This is a genomic window from Paractinoplanes polyasparticus (genome assembly GCF_019710575.1).
In the GTDB taxonomy this organism is placed as follows: domain Bacteria; phylum Actinomycetota; class Actinomycetes; order Mycobacteriales; family Micromonosporaceae; genus Actinoplanes; species Actinoplanes polyasparticus.
On sequence record NZ_JAHWFK010000008.1, the window covers coordinates 81,795 to 101,432 of the forward strand.

The window sequence follows — 19,638 nt, forward strand, 5'->3', positions numbered from 1 at the left end:
CGATCAACGTCCGGCCTTGGGGAAGTCCGAAGTTCAGCCGCGGGCGGCCACGCCCACCAGCCGGTCGACCGGGCGGCACAGGCCGCACGGGCTGAAGCCGAGCTCGACGGCCTCGCGCACGGGAATCGGCTCAGTCAGGCGGCCGACCAGGCTCGGGCATTCGGGCACGTGGTAGCGCGGCCGGCCGTCGACGACCAGCACCTCGGCGTCGAGGCGGGCCACCCGGACCGCGTCGGCCGGCTGCACCGCCTGCGGCAGCGGCTCGTCGTCGGGATCGTCGGCGGCGGGCTCGGCGAACTCGTCATCGGCCTCGTCCGGACCGGGAGCGGCCGCCCCCGGAACGTCGGCATCCGGGGCCTCGCGGCGCCAGGCGTCCTCGGCGGGGGTCTCACTGCGAGCGGCGTTGATGGTGGCGGAGGCCCGGTCGTAATCCGGATCCTCGGCTCGGGGGCGCTCATCTACTGACAAATCGCCCGCGGGGGCGCCGGCCTGGTCGGCGAAGTCGGGACCGGCGGAGGGCTTCGCGGCGGCCACGTCGGCCGGGTCGAACTGGACGGTCTCGCGCTGATCGCCGGCGAAGTCGTCGGCGGAGCGGCGGGCGGCCATCTCTTCGGCGGCCGCGGCGAACTCGGGCTCGGCCACGTAGACCGCGTTCTCGTCGGTGTCGTCCTCGACGAGCGGGGGTGTCGCGGGTGTCGCGCGCCGCGCGGCGGCGGCCTGGCGCGCGCCGACGACCAGGAAGACGGCGGCCAGCAGACTGGCCACGATGGAGCTGATGAGCAGCCCGCTCGATCCGCCGGTGAGGCCCAGCACGAGCAGCGTCACCGCGACGAGGATGAGCAGCAGGCTAACAACGATCATGGCTCATCCTCGTCGGGTTCCGGAGGGAGAGAGAAAGCTCAGCGCCCGGACTCGATGGCGTTGCGGCCACCGTACGAACCGGCCAGGCCGGCCGCGGCAAGACCACCGCTGCCACCGACGGCGCGCCCGGAGTCGGCTCGCGACATCTCCGCCTCGAGGCCCTGACCCCGGCCGTCGAGGTCGCGCAGCTGGCTCTCGAGGTAGGCCTTGAGGCGCGTGCGGTATTCCCGCTCGAACTGCTTCAGCTCCTCGATGTGCTTCTGCAGCGCGGACCGCTTGGCGTCGAGACCGCCCATGGCCTCCTGGTGACGCTGACGGGCGTCGCGCTCGAGGGCGTCGGCCTTGGCGCGGGCCTCGCGGGTGACTTCCTCCGCCTTGGAACGGGCGTCGGAGAGCAGCTTGTCGGCCTCGCGGCGCGCGTCGGCGACGTGGTCGTCGGCGGTGCGCTGAGCCATCATGAGCACCCGCAGAGCCTGCTGCTCGCCGTCGGCGCCGGCGCCGGCGGCGCTGCCACCGGCCGGACCCTGGGCCCGGACCTGCTCGAGCTCGGCCTGCATCTGACGCGCGGCCTGCTCGGCCTGCGCCTTGTCGCGCTGCACACGGTCAAGCTGGGCCTTGACCTCGTTGAGCTCGGCCGCGAGGCGCGGGTCGGCGCTCGGACCGGCTGGCGCGCCACCCCGACCGCCGCGCTCCACCTGGGCGCGCAGCTCGTTGTTCTCCTCGATCAGACGGGCGAGCTCACGCTCGACCTCGTCCAGGAAGGCGTCGACCTCCTCCTCGTCATACCCCCGCTTGCCGATCGGGGGCTTCTTGAAGGCGACGTTATGAACGTCGGCCGGGGTCAGCGGCATCGAAACTCCTCGGGTCAGTCGCGGCCGCGGTTGGGGCTGCTGTTTAGCTGAAGTTCAGGATCAATCTTTGAAGCACGAACCTCATGAGCACGAACAGGATAACCAGCAGCACGATGGAAGCCAGGTCCAAACTCACGTTACCAATGCGCAGCGGGGGGATCACACGCCTCAACGCCTTGAGGGGCGGATCAGTGACGCTCCACACCGTTTCGAGTCCCGCCGACGCCCCACGACCGGGTTGCCACCGACGCCCGTACTGGAGTACCGCACCCAGCACGAACCTGGCAAGTAGGACCAGGAAGAAGATGTAAACGACTAAATACAATATTTGGAACACGATCGAGAGCACTCGTGCGGATCCCCCATCTGGGTGGCGGGCGCGCGGGCGCCCGCCTCAGGCCTGACCGAAGAACCCACCCTCAGCGATCTTGGCCTTGTCCTCTGCGGTGACCTGGACATTTGCCGGTGAGAGCAGGAAAACCCGGTTGGTCACGCGCTCGATCGTACCGCGAAGGCCGAAAGCCAGCCCGGCGGCGAAGTCAACCAGCCGGCGCGCGTCTCCTTCATCCATTTCGGTGAGATTGATGATGACCGGCACGCCGTCGCGGAAGTGCTCGCCGATGGTGCGCGCCTCGCGGTAGGTGGTCGGGTGCAGCGTCGTGATCTGGTAACGCTGCTCCTCCTCGACCGGCCGCGGGCGGGGCTCCGGCTGATGCACGGCCTGCGGGGCCAGGGCCAGGTTCTCGCGCGTGGAGTAGCTCAGCGCGGACGAGTTGTCACCGACCGTGGCGGGCCGGGTGATCGATCGGACGCTCGCACGCTCCGAACGCTCCGGGCGTTCCACCCGATCGTGGTCGTCCACGTCGGCGTGCGAGGACAGGCGGTCGGATCCGCGGCTGCGCTCCGTGCGCGCACGCGGCACGGGCCGCTCGTCCTCGAGCTCCTCGTCGTCGGCGAACTCGTCGTCGGAGTACCGGCTTCCCGAGTACCGGTTCCGAGAGCGGTAGGGGCCTTCTTCGTACCCGTTGTCGTAACCGCGGTCGTCGTCCTCTTCGACGAGGCCCAGCCAGACGCCCGCCTTGCGAAGCGCGCTCATGCCTTCACCCCGTCCCGCCACCGCGAGTTGACCCGACCAGCCATGTGCCCCCACCTTCGTCCGCCGCGCGGAACGCACCCCCTCGGCGTTACCGCATTCCCCCTTTGCACGGTCGGAAGCTCCGATGCGGACCCTCGTCCCGTGACGTGCCGCGCCGTCGACCCGACGCCGCCGTGGATGATCATGAAACATGCCCACAAACGGTTGTCGCGTAAACAACACCCATGTAGTTTGCTGCCCGCCGCAAGGCTACCGCAGCAGGTTTCGCATTCCGAGCAAAGAAGTGCCGATCCGGACGTGTGTCGCGCCGTGCCGGACGGCGGCCTCGAGGTCCCCACTCATGCCGGCCGAGATGGCCGTGGCGGACGGATGAGACTTGACCAGCCGCTCGGACAACCCACGGAGCAGCTCGAACGCGCGGTCGGGGGCCCAGTCCACCGGTGCCACCGCCATGACGCCGCCGAGTCGCAGGCTGTCGGCGGATGCCACCGAGTCGGATACCCGCCAGAGGTCGTCGCCGGTCACGCCCCCGCGCGCCGGGTCGCCGTCGATGCTCACCTGGATCAGGATCTCGAGCGGATCCGGCCGCCCCTGGGCCGCGCGGGCGAGCGCCTCGGCCAGGCGCACCGAGTCGACGGACTCCACGACATCGGCGTACTGCACAACCGATCGTGCCTTGTTGCGCTGGAGCTGACCGATGAAATGCCAGCGCGGAGTCGCCCCCGCCGCGCGCGCCTCGGCGGCCTTGGGAGCGGCCTCCTGATCGCGGTTCTCCCCGACGTCGGTGACGCCGAGCCCGGCGAGCAGCACGACATCGCTCGCCGGGTACGTCTTGGTGACCGCGACGAGGGTGACCTCGCCCGCGGCCCGGCCGGCCGCCTCGCAGGCGCGCGCCATCCGGCCGTTCACCTCGATCAAGGCGGCGGCCAGCTCGGACCGCCGCCCGTTGTCAGTCATGCCGTCCCCGACCAGAGAAGTGCCTCAGGAGCCGTTCTTCAGGAAGTCGGGCACGTCGACGTCGTCGAAGAGCACCCGGCGCGGCGTCGGCGTGGTGGCCGGCGGCGGCGTCGAGGCGGCGGCCGGGGCCGACACCGTGGTCGCCGGCGCCTGCGGCGTGGTCGCCGCGCGTTCGGCCGGCTGCTGGATGACCTTGCGCGCCGGCTCGGACGGCTTGTACGAGGGCGTGCCCCCGTCGAAGCCGGCCGCGATCACGGTGACCCGCACCTCGTCGCCCAGCGCGTCGTCGATGACCGCGCCGAAGATGATGTTGGCGTCCGGGTGGGCCGCGTCGGTGACCAGCTGGGCCGCGTCGTTGATCTCGAACAGGCCCAGGTCGGACCCGCCGGCGATGGAGAGCAGCACGCCGCGGGCGCCGTCCATGCTCTGCTCGAGCAGCGGGCTCGAGATCGCCTTCTCGGCCGCCTCGACCGCGCGGTTGTCGCCGCGAGCGCTGCCGATGCCCATGAGCGCGCTGCCGGCGCCGCTCATGACGCTCTTGACGTCGGCGAAGTCGAGGTTGATCAGACCAGGGGTGGTGATCAGATCGGTGATGCCCTGCACACCGGAGAGCAGCACCTGGTCGGCCTGACGGAACGCGTCCATCATGCTGATTCCGCGGTCGCCCAGCGCGAGCAGCCGGTCGTTCGGGATGACGATGAGCGTGTCGCACTGGTTGCGCAGCTCGTCGATGCCGGACTCGGCCTGCACCTGGCGGCGCTTGCCCTCGAACGAGAACGGCCGGGTGACCACGCCGATGGTGAGCGCACCGAGCTTGCGGGCGATGTTGGCGACCACGGGCGCGCCACCGGTGCCGGTGCCGCCACCCTCGCCGCAGGTCACGAAGACCATGTCGGCGCCCTTGAGCACCTCTTCGATCTCGTCGCGGTGGTCCTCGGCGGCGTTCTTGCCGACCTCGGGCTGCGCGCCGGCGCCGAGGCCCCGGGTCAGCTCGCGGCCGACATCGAGCTTGACGTCGGCGTCGCTCATCAGCAGCGCCTGCGCATCGGTGTTGATCGCGATGAACTCGACGCCCTTGAGCCCGACCTCGATCATGCGGTTCACGGCGTTCACGCCGCCGCCACCGATACCGACGACCTTGATGACCGCCAGGTAGTTGTGGGGAGGTGTCATGGGCTCAGCCTTCCCTTCCAGGGTTGTGGATGTCGTGGGCCCCGTGCGGTCCGGCCAGACCGCACCTTCGACACCCGCTGCCGGACAAGGGAGGGCGAGGAAACCCTCACCCTCTACTAGAGGCTTAGGGTTATGTCAACCACTCAGCCTCTCGTGGCAACGTAAGCGGAGTTCCGACATCAACCAAAGACCCGGCGCGGCGTGTCGGCGTCCGCTTACGTGGCGAAAATCCGACGGAGCCGTAACCTGAGTCGAAATAAGCCGTTCGTGCCTCAATGTCCGCTTGGGACCGGATGTCAGCGGATTGTCACGACCGACGGGGCGCTGACGTCGATCTCCCTGCCCGCCTTCTTCAGCAGGGCCGTCGCCACCTGACTCTTGGTCTCGCTCTGGGTGTCGTCACCCCACACGACCGTCCGGTCCTTGCGCAGCTCGAGACGGATCTGGGCCGGCTTGGGGACCGAGACCGCCAGCACCTGCTCGCGCAGCTCCTCGCTGAGCGAGGCGAGCACGGTCAGGGCCGACGCCGTGTTCAGGTCGGACGGGCCGGGGAAGTCGACCCGCACCAGCGGCAGACCCTGCGGCGCCTGTTTGACCTGGCGGAAGGGCACCCCGGCCCGGTCGATCACCGAGAACTGGCCGTTCTGCGGCACGGCGGCCACCGGCGTACGCTCCACGACCTCGACGACCAGGGTGGACGGCCAGCTGCGCCGCACCACCACCCGGTCGACCGGGGCCAGCGCACGCACCCGCGTGCGCACCGTGCCGAGGTCGACCCGGGCCAGCGGCTCGCCGTGCGGCACGGCGACGGCCTGCTCGACCTGGATCGGCTCGAGCAGCTCGACGCCGACGACCTTGACCTCGCGGACCCCCAGCACCGACGTTCCATAGACCAACCAGGCCACGCCCCCGGCGACGAGCAGCACGCCGGCGGCGATCGCCCACGGCAGCGCAGCCCGCATCTTGCGCTGGCGGGCCCGGGCCATGAAACGCCGCGCGGACGACGGCACCGCGTCGGTGTCCGCCCGCACGAGCCGCCAGTTACGCCCCGTCATGCTAGGTCTGAGCCTGACTGCGGTCGGCGTCGTCGAACGCGGCCAGCAGTTCGTCGCCCATCAGCGAGATCGGCGGGGCGCCCATGGTCACCACGACGTCGCCCGGCCGGCTGCGACGGATGACCTCGGCCGGCACGTCCTCCCAGTCGGGCACGAAGACCTTCCGGTCGGCCGGCAGATCGATGGCAGCGGTCAGCGCCACCCCGCCCTCGCCCGGGCCGCGCACCTCGCCCGGGCCGAAGACCTCCATGCAGATGACCTGATCGGCCAGGCTCAGCCCGCGGGCCAGCTCGGCCTGCAGGTCGCGGGTGCGATACACCCGGTACGGCTGGAAGACCACCAGCAGGCGGCCGTCCCCCGCCACCTCGCGCAGGGTGCGGAGCGCCGCCTCGACAGAGGTCGGGTGGTAGGCGTACTCGTCGTAGACCCGCACGCCGGCGGCGATGCCCTTGCGCTCGAAGCGCCGCCGCACCCCCGGGAACGACGCCAGCGCCTCGACGATCTTGTCGAGCGGTAGGCCGAGCCGGAGCGCGGTCAGCACGGCGGCCGCGCTGTTGAGGCCCATGTGCCGGCCGGGCAGCGACAGCCGGATCTCGCCGAGCGGCTTGCCGTCGAGCTCGGCGACGTAGCGGACGCCGCTCGCCGTCGAGACCACGTCGCTGAGGCGGAGGTCGGCGGACTCGGATTCGCCGTACGTGAAGACGGTCTTGCCCTTGGCGCGCAGCGCCGCGATGAGGTCCTGCGTGCCCTCGTCGTCGGCGCAGGTGACCACGAAACCGTCGGGGTCGGCGAGCTCGGCGAACTGCAGGAAGCCGGCCTTGAGGCCCTCGAGGTCGCCCCAGTTGTTGAGGTGGTCGCCCTCGATGTTGGTGACGATCGCGACGTGCGGCCGGTAGATCAGGAACGACTTGTCGCTCTCGTCGGCCTCGACCACGAAGTGCGGACCGGTGCCGTGGTGGCCGTTGGATCCGGCCTCGCTGATCTCGCCGCCGATCACGAAGGACGGGTCCTGCCCGGCGTGCTGGAAGATCACCGTCATGATCGACGTGGTCGTGGTCTTGCCGTGCGTGCCGGCCACGGCGATGGCCTGGCGGTTGGTCATCGCGGCGGCCAGGGCCTCGGACCGGTGCAGCACCCGCAGCCCGCGCCGGCGCGCCTCGGCCAGCTCGAGGTGGTCGTGCGGGATGGCGGTGGAGTAGACAACCGTGTCGACACCGTCGAGGTTCTCGGCCACGTGGGCCATGTGGATCGTGCCGCCCAGCGCGCGCAGCCCGGTCAGGGCCGGCCACTCGCGCAGCTCGCTGCCCGAGACCGGGATGCCGCGGGTGAGCAGCAGGCGGGCCAGCCCGGCCATGCCCACTCCGCCGATGCCGATGAGGTGCACGTTGCCCAGGTCCTCGGCGGTCAACTCGCCGGCCGGCCGCAGCTCCGCCGTGTTCACTGCTGTGCTCCCTCGATCGAGAAAAGGCTCATCGGTTCTTGGCCACCGCTTCGAGAACGAATTCGAGCAGGGCCTCGTCACCGTCGCGACGACCGTACCGGGCGGCGGACTGGCCCATCACGGCGAGGCGCTGCCGGTCGCGCGCCAGCGGGATGACGTTCTGCTCGATCCACTCGGGGGTGAGCTCGTCGTTGTCGACCAGGACACCGCCGCCCGCCTCGACCACCGGCAGGGCGTTGCGCTTCTGTTCCTGGTTGCTGAACGGATAGGGCACGTAGACGGCCGGCACGCCCAGGGCGGTCGTCTCGGCCACGGTGATCGCGCCGCTGCGGCAGAGCATGAGGTCGGCCGCGGCGTAACCCAGCTGCATGTCCGAGAGGTAGGGAATCACCTTGTACGGCACCGGCAGGTCGGCCGGCACGTCGAACGGGTCGTTGCGCCCGCCCTGCACGTGCAGCACCTGAACCCCGGAGTGGGCCAGCCGCTTGGCCGCCGCGGCGACGGCCAGGTTGATCGTGCGGGCGCCCGAGGAGCCGCCCGAGACGAACAGCACCGGCAGGTCGGGGCGCAGCCCGAACTGGTAGAGCGCCTGCGGCCGCAGCGCTGCCCGGTCGAGGTGGGTGAGGGCCGTACGCAACGGGACGCCGACGACCCGGGCGTCCTTGAGCGATTCGGCCAGCTGCGGCTGCGTCGGGAAGCCGACCGCCACGTTCTTGGTGAACTTCATGCCCATCCGGTTGGCCACGCCCGGCGGCACGTTGACCTCGTGGATGACGATCGGCGTCTCGCGCCGCCAGGCCGCCAGGTAGGCCGGCACCGACACGTAACCGCCGAAGCCGACCACCACGTCGGCCTGCACCTCGTCGAGGATCTTGCCGGCCGCGTGGGCCGACTTCCACATCCGGTCCGGAGTGCGCAGCAGGTTCAGGTTGACCGAGCGCGGCAGCTGGAACGCGGGGATCACGCGCAGGTCGTAGCCGGCCGGCGGGATCAGCTCGTTCTCCATGCCCTTCGGGCTGCCCAGCGTGGTGATCCGCACCTCGGGGAAATGCCTCTTCACCGCGTCGGCGAAGGCGAGCAGCGGATAGATGTGACCGCCGGTGCCTCCTCCGGCGAGCACGACCGACCGCAGCAGACCCATCACCGTCTCCCCTCAGCCCCCGCCTTGGCTTTGGCCGGAGTCGGCTTCGGCCGCCGCGACGGGGGAAGCGGCGGCAGCGGGGCCCAGACTAGCCGTACCCATCGAGCGGGCGGACGCGCGTTCAGCGCCAGTGACGCCTGCGGTTCGGCCCGGGCGAACGAGGCCAGCATGCCGACCGCCGCCATGGTGACGACGAGGGCACTGCCACCTGCGGAGATGAACGGCAGCGGGAGGCCGGTGATGGGCAGCATGCCGGTCACGCCGCCGATGTTGATCACCGCCTGGGCCACCAGCCAGGTGGTGATCGCGGCGGCCGCCAGCCGGCGGAACGGGTCCTGCGAGCGGCGGGCGATCCGGAAGCCGGTGTACGCCAGCACCGAGAACAGCGCCAGGACGACCGCGCAGCCGACCACGCCCAGCTCCTCGGCCACCACGGCGTAGATGAAGTCGTTGTCGGCCTGCGGCAGCCAGTTCCACTTGAGCGCGCTCTTGCCCAGACCGACGCCGAACCAGCCGCCCTCGAAGATCGCCGAGCGGGCCTGGATGATCTGGTAGCAGGCGTCCAGGTCGCACTGGTCGAGCGGCTTGAGGAAGTCGGTGAGCCGGGCCAGCCGGTAGTTCGCCTCGCCCTCACGGCCCGAGCCGGCGCCGCCGGACGCGGCCGCGATCAGCAGGCTGATGCCGGCCAGGCCGAGCACGCCGAGCGCGGCGAAGACCCGCAGCCGCACGCCGGCCGCCCACAGCAGCCCGACGATGAGCGCGAGCAGCACCAGCATGCTGCCCAGGTCGTTGTAGCCGACGAGAACGAACAGCAGGCCGACCACGGGGAAGAGCGGGCGGGACAGCTCGCGCCAGTGCCCCAGCGCGGGACCCTTGCGGGCGATCACGTCGGCGCCCCACAGCACCATGCCGAGCTTGGCGAACTCGGCCGGCTGCAGACCGATCGGGCCGAAGTAGAGCCACAGCAGGTCGGCCCGGACCGGGCCGATGCGCGGCTTGTCGAGCACGCCGACCGAGGCCAGCGCGCCCAGCAGGTCGAGGATGCAGAGCAGCACGATCGCCGCGCCCAGCACGAACTTGCCGAGGTCGCGCAGGGTGCCCGCGGGCAGCCGCTGGCACACCCAGAACGCGAACAGGCCGAGCAGCGCGAAGACGGCCTGGTTGGCGATCGCGCTGAAGGCGTTCCCGTTCTCGGCGAAGGCCTTCACGCTGGTGGCCGAGAAGACCATGGTGAGCCCGATGAGCAGCAGCAGGCCGGAGCTGGCGAGCAGCAGATAGTACGAGGAGAGCGGGCGCGCCAGGAGCCCGTGCACCGCGGGCAGCAACTGCCGGCTCAGCGACGGGCGGGGTGCCTGTTGAGTCCGGTCTTCCGCCATTCACTCATCTTCGTACCGGCGACACGCCAAGCCCGGTCATGAACCTGGCGTGTCGTCAGAGATCTCTATCCCATGATGGCCAGGAAGTCTGAATAGAACAGTCCGAGGCCGATGGCGACGCAGATGCCGGCCACGATCCAGAACCGGACCACGATGTTGACCTCGCTCCACCCCGCCAGTTCGAAGTGGTGCTGCAACGGCGACATCCGGAAGACCCGCTTGCCGGTGGTCTTGAACGAGATGATCTGGATGACCACCGACATCGTGATGATCACGAAAAGACCGCCGATGATGACCGACAGCAGCGTGGTGCGGGTGGCCACGGCCAGGCCGCCGATGAGGCCGCCGAGACCGAGCGCGCCGGCGTCGCCCATGAAGATCCGCGCCGGCGAGGTGTTCCACCACAGGAAGCCCACGCAGGCGGCCGCGGCCGCCGCCGCGATCATGGCGATCTCCAGCGGATCTCGCACCTGGTAGCAGTAGTCGTTGACCCGGGCGTAGTCGGAGTCACCGCACCAGTGGCGGTACTGCCAGAAGCCGATCAGCGAGTACGCCCCCAGCACGAGGATGGACGCGCCGGTGGCCAGACCGTCGAGGCCGTCGGTCAGGTTCACGCCGTTCGACATCGACATGATGACGAAGACGAAGACCAGCACCGAGCCGACCTTGCCGACGTCGAGCCAGCTGATGTCGCGGATGAACGAGATGTGCTCGCTGGCCACCGTCTCGCCGTTGGTGCTGGGCACATAGAGCGCGACGATGGCGAACGCGCCGCCGACGATCAGCTGGCCGAGCAGCTTGCCCTTGGCGCTCAGACCGTCCGAGTTGCGGCGGCGCACCTTGAGGAAGTCGTCGAGGAAGCCGACCACGCCGCAGAACACGAACAGTCCGAGCAGGACCAGCGCCGTCATGGTCGGCGACTCCTGCGCGATCTGCCGCTCGGGCAGCGTCGTCAGGGCGACGTGCCCGGCCGCGTACGCGAGGACCGTGGCGATGATGAAGACGACACCGCCCATCGTGGGCGTGCCCTTCTTGCCCTGGTGGCTCGCCGGCCCGACCGTGCGGATCGGCTGGCCGGCCTTGAGCGCCGTGAACACGCGGATGGCGATCGGGGTGCCGAACAGCGAGATGATGAACGCGACCGCGGCCGCGACGATGACTGCCCTCACGGGCGAACCTCCTCGGGACGCAGTGAGTCCACCACGTCCCACGTGCGGTACCGGGAACCCTTGACCAGCACGACGTCGCCGCCGTGGAGGTCGCCGTCCAGGATCTCGATGGCGGCGGCCTGGTCGGCCACGACGGTCGCCACGCCCTTCCACCCGTCGACGGCGAGCGCGCCGTCCGCGACGGGCGCGGCCTCGGCGCTGACCACGATCAGCCGATCCACGCCGAGCTCGGCGGCGAGCCGGCCGACCTCCTCGTGGCCGGAGATCTCGTGCTCGCCGAGCTCGGCCATGTAGCCGAGCACGGCGGTGGTGCGACGCCCGCCGGCCATCGAGGCGAGCGCGCGCAGGGCGGCCGCCATGGAGGACGGGTTGGCGTTGTACGTGTCGTCGATGACCACGGCCCCGTCGGGCCGGGTGAAGACGTCCATCCGCCGGACCGAGGCGATGCCCACCTCGCCCAGCGCGGCCGCCAGCTCGTCGAACGGCAGGCCGGCCGAGAGCGCGACACCGGCCGCGGCCAGGGTGTTGGCGACTTGATGGCGCCCGGCCACGGCCAGTTTCACCTCGGCCGTACGCCCGGCGAAGCGCAGCGTGTAGGATGCCCGCCCGGTGGCGTCGACGCTGACGTCCGTAGCTCGCACGTCGGACAGTTCCGATTCGCCGGTCAGCAGGACTTTCGCCGCGGTCCGTGACGCCATTCCCGCGACGAGCGGATCGTCAGCGTTGAGGACGGCGAAACCGTCCGGAGGAAGCGCCTCGACCAGCTCGCCCTTGGCCTGTGCGGTGCCCTCGACCGAGCCGAACTCGCCCAGGTGCGCCGCGCCGATGTTGAGCACCGCGCCGATCGACGGCCGGGCGATGTCGGTGAGATAGCGGATGTGGCCGATCCCCCGCGCGCCCATCTCGAGCACGAGGAAGCGCGTCTCGGTGCTCGCCTGGAGCACCGTGTAGGGGAAGCCCAGCTCGTTGTTGAGCGAGCCGGCCGGCGCCACCGTCGGCCCGAGCCGCGCGAGCAGCTGACCGATGTAGTCCTTGGTCGTCGTCTTGCCGTTCGAGCCGGTCAGCCCGACCACGGTCAGCCCGTCGAGCCGCGCGACGACGGCCTGGGCCAGCGCGGCCAGGGCGGCCAGCGGCTCCTCGACGACGACTCCCGGCTGTCCGGTGTCGCGCGTGCTCAGCACGGCCGCGGCACCCGCGGCGACGGCAGTGCCCGCGTACTCGTGCCCGTCGACCCTCTCGCCCTCGAACGCGACGAACAGGCCCCCCGGGCCGATCTTGCGCGAGTCGTACTCGACTCCCCCGGTGACCGCGAGCGACGGTTCCGCGTGCACCACGCGGCCGCCGGAGATCTCCGCGATCTCGGCCAGTGTCAGACGGATCACGAGTGGCCCCCGGCCGCCGCGGTCAGCGCCTCCGCGAGTTCGATCCGGTCGTCGAACGGCAGCATCTGCCCGTTCACCTCCTGGCCCCGCTCGTGTCCCTTGCCCAGCAACGCGATCACGTCACCCGGTCCGGCCAGCCGGACCGCTTCGTCGATCGCCGCCCGCCGCCCGGAGACTTCGATGATCTTCGCAGCAGCGCCGGACTGCTCGGCGCCGGCCCGGACCGCGGCCCGCACCTCGGCCGGGTCCTCCGTGCGCGGGTTGTCGTCGGTGACGATCACGAGATCGGCGCCGCGGGCGGCCGCCGCCCCCATCAGCGGGCGCTTGTCCTTGTCGCGGTCGCCACCCGCGCCGAGCAGGCCGATCAGCCGGCCGCCACGGCTGGTGGCCAGCTCGCGCAGCGCGGCCAGGGCGGCCACGATCGCGTCGGTCTTGTGCGCGTAGTCGACGACGCCCAGCACCTCGCCCGGGGCCGACACCCGCTCGAGCCGGCCCGGCACGCCCGGACAGGCCGCGATGCCGTCCGCGGCCACCTGCGCGCCGATGCCGGCGGCGACCAGCGCGGCCAGGGCGAGCAGGGCGTTGGCCACGTTGTGCCGGCCGGGCAGGGCCACGCCCGCCTCGACCTCGACGCCGGGGCCGTGCGCGACGAACCGCTGGCCGAACTCGGACGGGCGGACGTCGGTGGCCCACCACGTCGCCGCCGGGTCGCCGTCCGCCGAATAGCTGATCGTGCCCGGCTTGAACAACGGCCGCAGCGCGGGGTCGTCCAGGTTGAGCACCTCGAACCGGCAGCGCCCGTCGAACAGCTTGGCCTTGGCCGCGAAGTAGTCGTCGGCGTCGGTGTGGAAGTCGAGGTGGTCGAGGCCGAAGTTGGTGTAGCCACCGACTGTGAAGCCGATGCCGTTGACCCGCCCGATCGCGAGGGCGTGGCTCGACACCTCCATCACCACGGCGCCGACCCCGCGCTCCAGGCCGGCGGCGAGGATGGCGTGCACGTCGGTGGCCTCGGGGGTGGTGCGCACGCTGTCGACCACCAGATCGCCGATGCGCGTCTCGACCGTGCCGATCAGCCCGGTGACCACGCCGGCCGCCCGCAGGCCGGATTCCACGAGGTACGCCGTCGACGTCTTGCCGGCCGTGCCGGTGATGCCGATCATCGTCAGCCGGCCCGACGGGTCGCCGTAGATCGCCGCCGCGGCCGTGCCGAGCACCGCCCGCGGGTCCTCGGCCACCAGCACCGGCAGGCCCGCAGCGACCGCGGCCGCGTGGCCGGCAGCGTCGGTCAGCACGGCCGCGGCGCCGGCCGCAGCTACGTCGCTGATGAACTCGGCGCCGTGCCGGACGGCGCCGGGCAGCGCCGCGTAGAGATCGCCCGGGCGGACCGCGCGACTGTCGTGCGTCACGCCGCTGACCTCGGCATCGACGCCGGTCAGCGTGGCCGGCAACAGCGCGGCCAGCCGGGCCAGCCGGTACGGAGCGACGGTATCGGGACGGGGAATGCCGGGCACGGCGTCAGACCCTACCCCGTGCCCGGCTTCGTACGGAAAACGCCATGCGACGCCCATGGCTCAGTCTTCAGTCCGTTCCGGGGCGGCGGCGGGGTGGTTGGACGGGATCACGGATGGATCTTGAACGTCGGCGGCTTGGTGCTGGACGGCGGCACCCGGCCGTGCAGCAGCGCGAACGACATCATCTTGGCGAAGGCCGGCGCCGCCACGTCGCCACCGGTGCCCTTGGGCACGTCGGCCGAGACCGCGATGACGTACCGCGGGTTGTCGGCCGGCGCCATGCCGATGAACGAGCCGTAGTTCGCGCTCGTGTACTGGCCGTCGATGAGCCGCTTGCCGGTGCCGGTCTTGCCCGCCACCCGGTAACCGGGAACGGCCGCCTGGGTGCCGGTGCCGCCCTTGTTGTCGACCACCGCCTCCATCATCAGGCGCAGCTCGGCCGCCACGTGCGGATCGAGCACGCGGTGCCGCTCCGGCTTCGCGGCGTGGGTGACCTTGCCACCCCGGCCCGAGATCATGGACTTGATCAGGTGGGGCTGGATGTATTCGCCGTCGTTGGCGATCGCCGCGTAGCCGGCCGCCATCTGCACCAGCGTGGCGTCCACACTCATGCCGATCGGCACCGAGCCCGACGCCGAGCCGCTCCACTCGTCGGATCCGAGGATCCTGCCCTCGGCCTCGCCCGGCATGCCCTCGCCGGTCGCCTTGCCCAGCCCGAACTTCTGCTGGTACTCGATGACCTTCTCCTTGCCGAGCATGTCGGCGATGAGGATCGTGCCCACGTTGGACGAGTACGCGAGCAGCCCCGGCATCGTCATCTTGGTGCCCTTGGGCTGCATGTGGCCGTCCTGGAAGCGGTAACCGCCCCGCTCCAGGGCCGGACCGATGGTCAGCACCGAATCCGGCTTGATCAGCCCCTCCTGCAGGGCCGCGCCGAAGATGAACGCCTTGTGGATCGAGCCCGGGTCGGCCACGATGCTGCTCGGCACGTCCTCGCGCTCGGTCGGCGTGAAGTCGCCCGGCTTGGCCGCGTTGTAGGCGGGGTAGCTCGCCTGGGCCACCACCTCGCCGGTCTTAACGTCGATCACGACGGCGCCGCCGATGGTGGCCTTCACCTGCTTCATCTGCTCGGCCAGGATGCGCTGCACCTCGTACTGCAGGTCGCCGTCGATGGTGAGCTGGAGCGAGGTGCCGGGCTGGGGCTCGGTGTGCTGCTCGAAGCCGCCCGGGATCGGCTTGTTGAGGTCGCCCTTGCCGATCTCGAACTTGCGGCTGCCGTCGGTGCCGCGCAGCAGCGAGTCGTACCGCGCCTCGAGACCCTCCAGACCGGAGTTGTCGGCGCCGGTGAAGCCGATCAGGTTGGCCGCCAGGTCGGCGTTCGGCACGTCGCGCCGCTCGTCCTCCTTGACCACGATGCCGGGCAGCTTCATCGCGCGGATCCGTTCGCCGGTCGAGATGTCCACGCCCTGGGCGAGGAACTCGAACCGGGCCTCGCCACCGCCGGGACGCTTGTGCGGCGTCATCAGCGGGACCAGCTTCGACTGGGGAACCCCGATGACCGGCGACAGGATCGACGCCGTCCGGGCCGGGTCCTTGACCAGCTCGGGGTCGGCGCCGACGAAGCGCGCCTCCACGCTGTGGGCGAGCACGGTGCCGTCCCGGTCCAGGATGCTGCCGCGTGGCGCCGGCAGCCGCACCTCGGCCAGGCGGCTCTCGCGCAGCTCGATCAGCCGGTCGGCGTCCTCGGGCGACGCCGCCACCTGGAGGATCACCAGCCGGACGCCGATCATCACGAACAACGACAGCGCGAGGACGGCCCCGATCCGCAGACGACGGGTGCTGTTGGCCAGCTTGGGCGGCTCGGTCGCGACCGCACGGACGGCGCGGTCGACCCGCGGTCCACTCACGGTCCGCCGTGGTGCGGCCTTTCCCGGCGTACGCGGTGAGGCCGTGACCCGCCCGGGCCGGGCCGGCTTGGTCGCGGTCGTCCGGCCCCGCGGCTTGTCGGCCACTGTGCGCGCGGCCGACCCCGTGCGGGCGGTCGTGCGGCCGCGCCGGCGGTCGAACTCCTCCGGCTCGTCGTCGAAGTCGAGCTCGGGCCGGCGGCTGCGGGGCGGCTGCTTCCTGTCCTTCTTCTCCGGTTCGACCGGGGCCTCGCGCTCGGCCGGCTGGCGCCCGCGGCGCGGCGGCTGCCCGCCGTCGAGCACCTGGAGCGCCGGGCGGAACGGGTCGGAGGTGCGCCCGGCGCGCGGCGAGCGGGTGCGCTGGTCGCGCTCGGCCACGGTGCGCCCGCGCGGTGTGTAGGCCCGCGCGTCCCCGATGCCGCTGAATCCACGGCTCGGCTTGCCCGTCGTCGCGTCGTCCTCGGCCGGCACGTCACGAGACGTGCCGCGCCGGGGCTGAGCGCCCCGGCGCGGTGGTGTGTCGTCAGCGCGCGGCATCCGGCTACCGCCCGGCGCCGTCGGCGGGCTTCACGTTGTCGGCCCCCTTGTCGGTCACCGGCGTGCCCTCGTTCAGGCCCTCCTGGGCGGTCGGCGAACGCTTGCCGGTGGCCGGTCCCCGGAAGTTGATGATCTTCCCGTCCGGGAGCCGGATCTGGGCCACGTCGTCCGCCTTGACCAGACCGAGGCGGCGGGCCGCGGCGTCCAGGTTGCCGATGCTCGACGCCTCGACCACCTGGTTCTCCAGATCCTGGCGCTGGTTCTCGAGCGCGGTGTTCTGGTTCTGCAGGTCGGCGATGCGGAACGAGTTCTCGTTGGTCTTCGTGTTGACCAGCAGGATGCCCAGCACCCCGACGATCACCACGCCGATCACCGTCGCCACGAAGGGCGCCCGCGGTCCACCGTGGATCGGCGGCGGCGGGGCGACCCGCAGACGAGGAGCGGCGGCCGCGTCGGTCGCCCGCAGCGGCTCGGCCGAGACCTCGAGCTTGAGCGCGGCGGCGCCGTCGACCGGAGCCTCGACCTTGCGGCCGCCCGCGATCCGGCCCCGGCCACCGAGCACGCCGGCCTTGCGGTCCCGCGTTTCCCGTACGCCCGAAGCCTCCCGCGCCTTGGCCCGCACACCTTCGGTGTCCCGGCCCTGGGCTCGAACCGCGCCGGAGTCGCGCACCTTGCCGCCCACACCATCGGTATCGCGCGCCTTGGCTCGCACGCCGTCGCGCGCCTTGGCCCGCACGCCGTCGGTGTCGCGCGCCTTGGCCCGCACCCCGTCCGTGTCGCGTGTGCGGCTGCGCACGCCGTCCGCATCCCGGCTGCGGGCGCGAACGCCTTCCGTGTCGCGCGCCTTGCCGCGGGGCGTTCCGGCTTCCCTGGCCCGGTTGCGCACCGCTTCGGTGTCGCGCGGCTCACCCCGTACGGAATCGGAACCGCGCGGCGCGGAACGCGCCGGACGCGCCTCGCCCCGCTGCCGGCTCGCGTCGCGATCGTCGCTCCGCATCCCTGACCGGCGCGTGTCGGACCGGCGTGGCCCGCCGTCCTCCTCGGCACCGGTGAATCGCCGCGCCCCCCGGCCGGCGTTTCCCGGAGCGTCCGCATCGCGGCTCACACCCGTCGTGTCGCGGCGCCCGGTGGTCGGACGCTGCGGATCCGCGGTCCGGCCCCCCGACCGCGGCGCCTGGTTGCGCTCGCTCATGCTTCCCCCTCCCCCTCTTCACGTGCCCCCGGGCGTAACCGCCCTTGTCCCCCGTGCGTTGTAGACAGTCGGGGCCGTTCGCGGGCGGCCCCGGTAGTTCCGTCGTGCCGATCGAGGCGCTCGACCGCGCGCAGCTTCACCGAAGCCGCTCGCGGGTTCTCCGCGACCTCCTGTTCGCTGGGCGGTTCTGACCCCCTTGTCAGCAGCCGCAGCGTCGGACCCGTCCCGGGCAGTTCGACCGGCAGGTCGACCGGCCCGGTGCTGCGCGTCCTCGCGGTGAGGGCACGCTTGACGATCCGGTCCTCCAAAGATTGGTAGCTCATCACCACAAGGCGCCCTTTCGGCGCCAACGCGTCCAAAGCCGCCGGGATGGCCGCTTCGAGCGTGGCGAGCTCGCCATTTACCTCAATGCGTAACGCCTGAAACGTTCTTTTCGCGGGATTTCCACCCGTTCGCCGCGCGGCGGCCGGGATCGACTCCTTGACCAGCTCGGCCAGTCGCGCCGTCGAAGTGATCCGGCCCTTCTGGCGCTCGCGGACGATCGACGAGACGACGCGGGTGGCGAATTTCTCCTCGCCGTACTGGCGCAGGATGCGCACCAGCTCCCCCGGCTCGTACTCGTTGACGACCTGCTCGGCCGTGAAGCCCGTCGTCTGATCCATCCGCATGTCGAGCGGAGCGTCCTGGGCGTACGCGAAGCCGCGGTCCGCCTCGTCGAGCTGCAACGACGACACACCGAGGTCGAACAGTCCGCTGTGGAACTCCGTGAGGTCGAGTTCCTCGAGCACCCGTGGCAACTCGTCGTACACCGCGTGCACCAGGTGCATCCGGCCGGCGTACCGGGCCAGGCGATGACCGGCGTGGGCCAGGGCCTCGGTGTCGCGGTCGAGCCCGACCAGCACCACCTCGGGAAATCGCTCGAGGACGGCCTCGGCGTGACCGCCCAGGCCCAGCGTGAAATCGACGTGCACGGCGCCCGGCAGCTCGAGGGCCGGGGTGAGCAGCTCGAGGCAACGCTCGAGCAGCACCGGCACGTGCGTGCCGCGAAGCTCCCCCATGTCGACCCCCACTCGCTGTCACGCGCGCCCCGCCGGCACCGACCTGCCGGTTGTCTCTCACACCGCCGCGTCCGTCACCGTTCCGCGACGCTTCCCGGACGCCCGTCCGTACCGCCAGATCCCCATCCGCTCGTGCCCGGGTGCTCGCCCGTTGCCATCGGGCTCGCCCTGGGCCGTACACGCGCCTGGCGCCGGGGAAGAGGCGCCAGGTGCGGGAGCGGCTGGAGATCTCGCAGTACGGAAAGCGCGACGTCCGGGCCTTCGCGGGCCCAGCCGAGTGCCACGCCTCACAGTCCGCCCGGCAGCACCCCCTCTTCGATGTCGGCGAACTCGTCCTCGCTCGCCGCGAGGTAGTCCTCCCAGGACTGCTTGTCCCAGATCTCGACACGGGTGCTGGCCCCGATCACCACGAGCTCACGGTCGAGACCCGCATAGCCCCGCAGGTGCGCGGGGATGGTGACCCGGCCCTGCTTGTCGGGGATCTCGTCGTGCGCGCTGGCGAAGAAGACCCGGCCGTAAGCCCGGGCCGCCTTGTTGGTGACCGGCGCTTCCCGCAGCTGACCGGCGATGCGCTGGAATTCCGGCATCGGGAAGACGTACAAGCAGCGTTCCTGCCCCTTGGTGATCACGACACCTCCCGCCAGCTCATCTCGGAACTTCGCCGGAAGGATCAGCCGCCCCTTGTCATCGAGGCGTGGGGTGTGCGTGCCGAGGAACATCGGCGCCCACCCCCTGCCCCCGGGCGGTTCGCGGTCCGCCTGTCAACTCGGGTCGGCAGGTCGCTCAGGTGAGGTTCGCCATCGGCCCTGCCACTGCGCTCCACTCTACTCCACTTCCCTCCACCCGCAAGCGGAATGGACGGGGTCGCGACGGTTGCTCGCACACGAAACCCCAGCTCAGCGAGGGGGATGCCGAGTGGAGGGCGAGAGCATGA

The 19,638-nt window shown here is 71.3% G+C and carries 17 protein-coding genes; all 17 read right to left on the reverse strand.

Going from position 1 to position 19,638, the window contains the following annotated elements:
- Positions 1-33: 33 nt before the first annotated feature.
- The gene (locus KXC43_RS12080) at positions 34-861 is read right to left on the reverse strand and encodes a hypothetical protein (protein WP_221376315.1); all 828 of its coding nucleotides are present in this window, start codon (positions 859-861) and stop codon (positions 34-36) included.
- Positions 862-899: 38 nt separating this feature from the next.
- Positions 900-1,712: a DivIVA domain-containing protein gene (locus KXC43_RS12085; protein ID WP_221376108.1), complete on the reverse strand. Its 813-nt coding sequence runs from the start codon at positions 1,710-1,712 to the stop codon at positions 900-902.
- Positions 1,713-1,755: 43 nt separating this feature from the next.
- Positions 1,756-2,061: a YggT family protein gene (locus tag KXC43_RS12090; RefSeq protein ID WP_221376109.1), complete on the reverse strand. Its 306-nt coding sequence runs from the start codon at positions 2,059-2,061 to the stop codon at positions 1,756-1,758.
- A 45-nt stretch (positions 2,062-2,106) separates the two neighbouring features.
- A complete protein-coding gene (locus KXC43_RS12095) occupies positions 2,107-2,808 on the reverse strand; it encodes a cell division protein SepF (RefSeq protein WP_221376110.1) in 702 nt (233 codons plus the stop codon).
- 249 nt (positions 2,809-3,057) lie between these two features.
- Positions 3,058-3,765, reverse strand: a complete 708-nt coding sequence (locus KXC43_RS12100) for a YggS family pyridoxal phosphate-dependent enzyme (RefSeq protein ID WP_221376111.1) — start codon at positions 3,763-3,765, stop codon at positions 3,058-3,060.
- A gap of 24 nt (positions 3,766-3,789) precedes the next feature.
- On the reverse strand, positions 3,790-4,938 hold the full coding sequence (ftsZ, locus tag KXC43_RS12105; protein ID WP_221376112.1) for a cell division protein FtsZ: 1,149 nt from the start codon (positions 4,936-4,938) through the stop codon (positions 3,790-3,792).
- 296 nt (positions 4,939-5,234) lie between these two features.
- On the reverse strand, positions 5,235-5,993 hold the full coding sequence (locus KXC43_RS12110; RefSeq protein ID WP_221376113.1) for a cell division protein FtsQ/DivIB: 759 nt from the start codon (positions 5,991-5,993) through the stop codon (positions 5,235-5,237).
- 1 nt (position 5,994) lies between these two features.
- Positions 5,995-7,434 (reverse strand): UDP-N-acetylmuramate--L-alanine ligase, encoded by a 1,440-nt coding sequence (gene murC / locus KXC43_RS12115; RefSeq protein WP_221376114.1) that lies wholly within the window; start codon positions 7,432-7,434, stop codon positions 5,995-5,997.
- 28 nt (positions 7,435-7,462) lie between these two features.
- Positions 7,463-8,575, reverse strand: a complete 1,113-nt coding sequence (gene murG, locus KXC43_RS12120) for an undecaprenyldiphospho-muramoylpentapeptide beta-N-acetylglucosaminyltransferase (RefSeq protein WP_221376115.1) — start codon at positions 8,573-8,575, stop codon at positions 7,463-7,465.
- Complete coding sequence (locus KXC43_RS12125; protein ID WP_221376116.1) at positions 8,575-9,951, reverse strand: FtsW/RodA/SpoVE family cell cycle protein; 1,377 nt, start codon at positions 9,949-9,951, stop codon at positions 8,575-8,577. The genes murG and KXC43_RS12125 overlap by 1 nt, the downstream gene beginning before the upstream one ends.
- Before the next feature lie 65 nt (positions 9,952-10,016).
- Complete coding sequence (gene mraY / locus KXC43_RS12130; RefSeq protein WP_221376117.1) at positions 10,017-11,120, reverse strand: phospho-N-acetylmuramoyl-pentapeptide-transferase; 1,104 nt, start codon at positions 11,118-11,120, stop codon at positions 10,017-10,019.
- Positions 11,117-12,502, reverse strand: coding sequence for a UDP-N-acetylmuramoyl-tripeptide--D-alanyl-D-alanine ligase (locus tag KXC43_RS12135; RefSeq protein WP_221376118.1), 1,386 nt, complete (start codon positions 12,500-12,502; stop codon positions 11,117-11,119). The genes mraY and KXC43_RS12135 overlap by 4 nt, the downstream gene beginning before the upstream one ends.
- Positions 12,499-14,070, reverse strand: a complete 1,572-nt coding sequence (locus tag KXC43_RS12140) for a UDP-N-acetylmuramoyl-L-alanyl-D-glutamate--2,6-diaminopimelate ligase (protein ID WP_221376119.1) — start codon at positions 14,068-14,070, stop codon at positions 12,499-12,501. The genes KXC43_RS12135 and KXC43_RS12140 overlap by 4 nt, the downstream gene beginning before the upstream one ends.
- A 50-nt stretch (positions 14,071-14,120) precedes the next feature.
- Entirely contained in the window at positions 14,121-16,454 is a 2,334-nt protein-coding gene (locus KXC43_RS12145) for a peptidoglycan D,D-transpeptidase FtsI family protein (protein ID WP_221376120.1), read from the reverse strand.
- A 4-nt stretch (positions 16,455-16,458) separates the two neighbouring features.
- Positions 16,459-17,451, reverse strand: coding sequence for a cell division protein FtsL (gene ftsL / locus KXC43_RS12150; RefSeq protein WP_221376121.1), 993 nt, complete (start codon positions 17,449-17,451; stop codon positions 16,459-16,461).
- Between the two features lie 191 nt (positions 17,452-17,642).
- Positions 17,643-18,704: a 16S rRNA (cytosine(1402)-N(4))-methyltransferase RsmH gene (rsmH, locus tag KXC43_RS12155; RefSeq protein ID WP_221376122.1), complete on the reverse strand. Its 1,062-nt coding sequence runs from the start codon at positions 18,702-18,704 to the stop codon at positions 17,643-17,645.
- A 287-nt stretch (positions 18,705-18,991) separates the two neighbouring features.
- The gene (gene mraZ / locus KXC43_RS12160; RefSeq protein ID WP_221376123.1) at positions 18,992-19,423 is read right to left on the reverse strand and encodes a division/cell wall cluster transcriptional repressor MraZ; all 432 of its coding nucleotides are present in this window, start codon (positions 19,421-19,423) and stop codon (positions 18,992-18,994) included.
- Between the last annotated feature and the right edge of the window lie 215 nt (positions 19,424-19,638).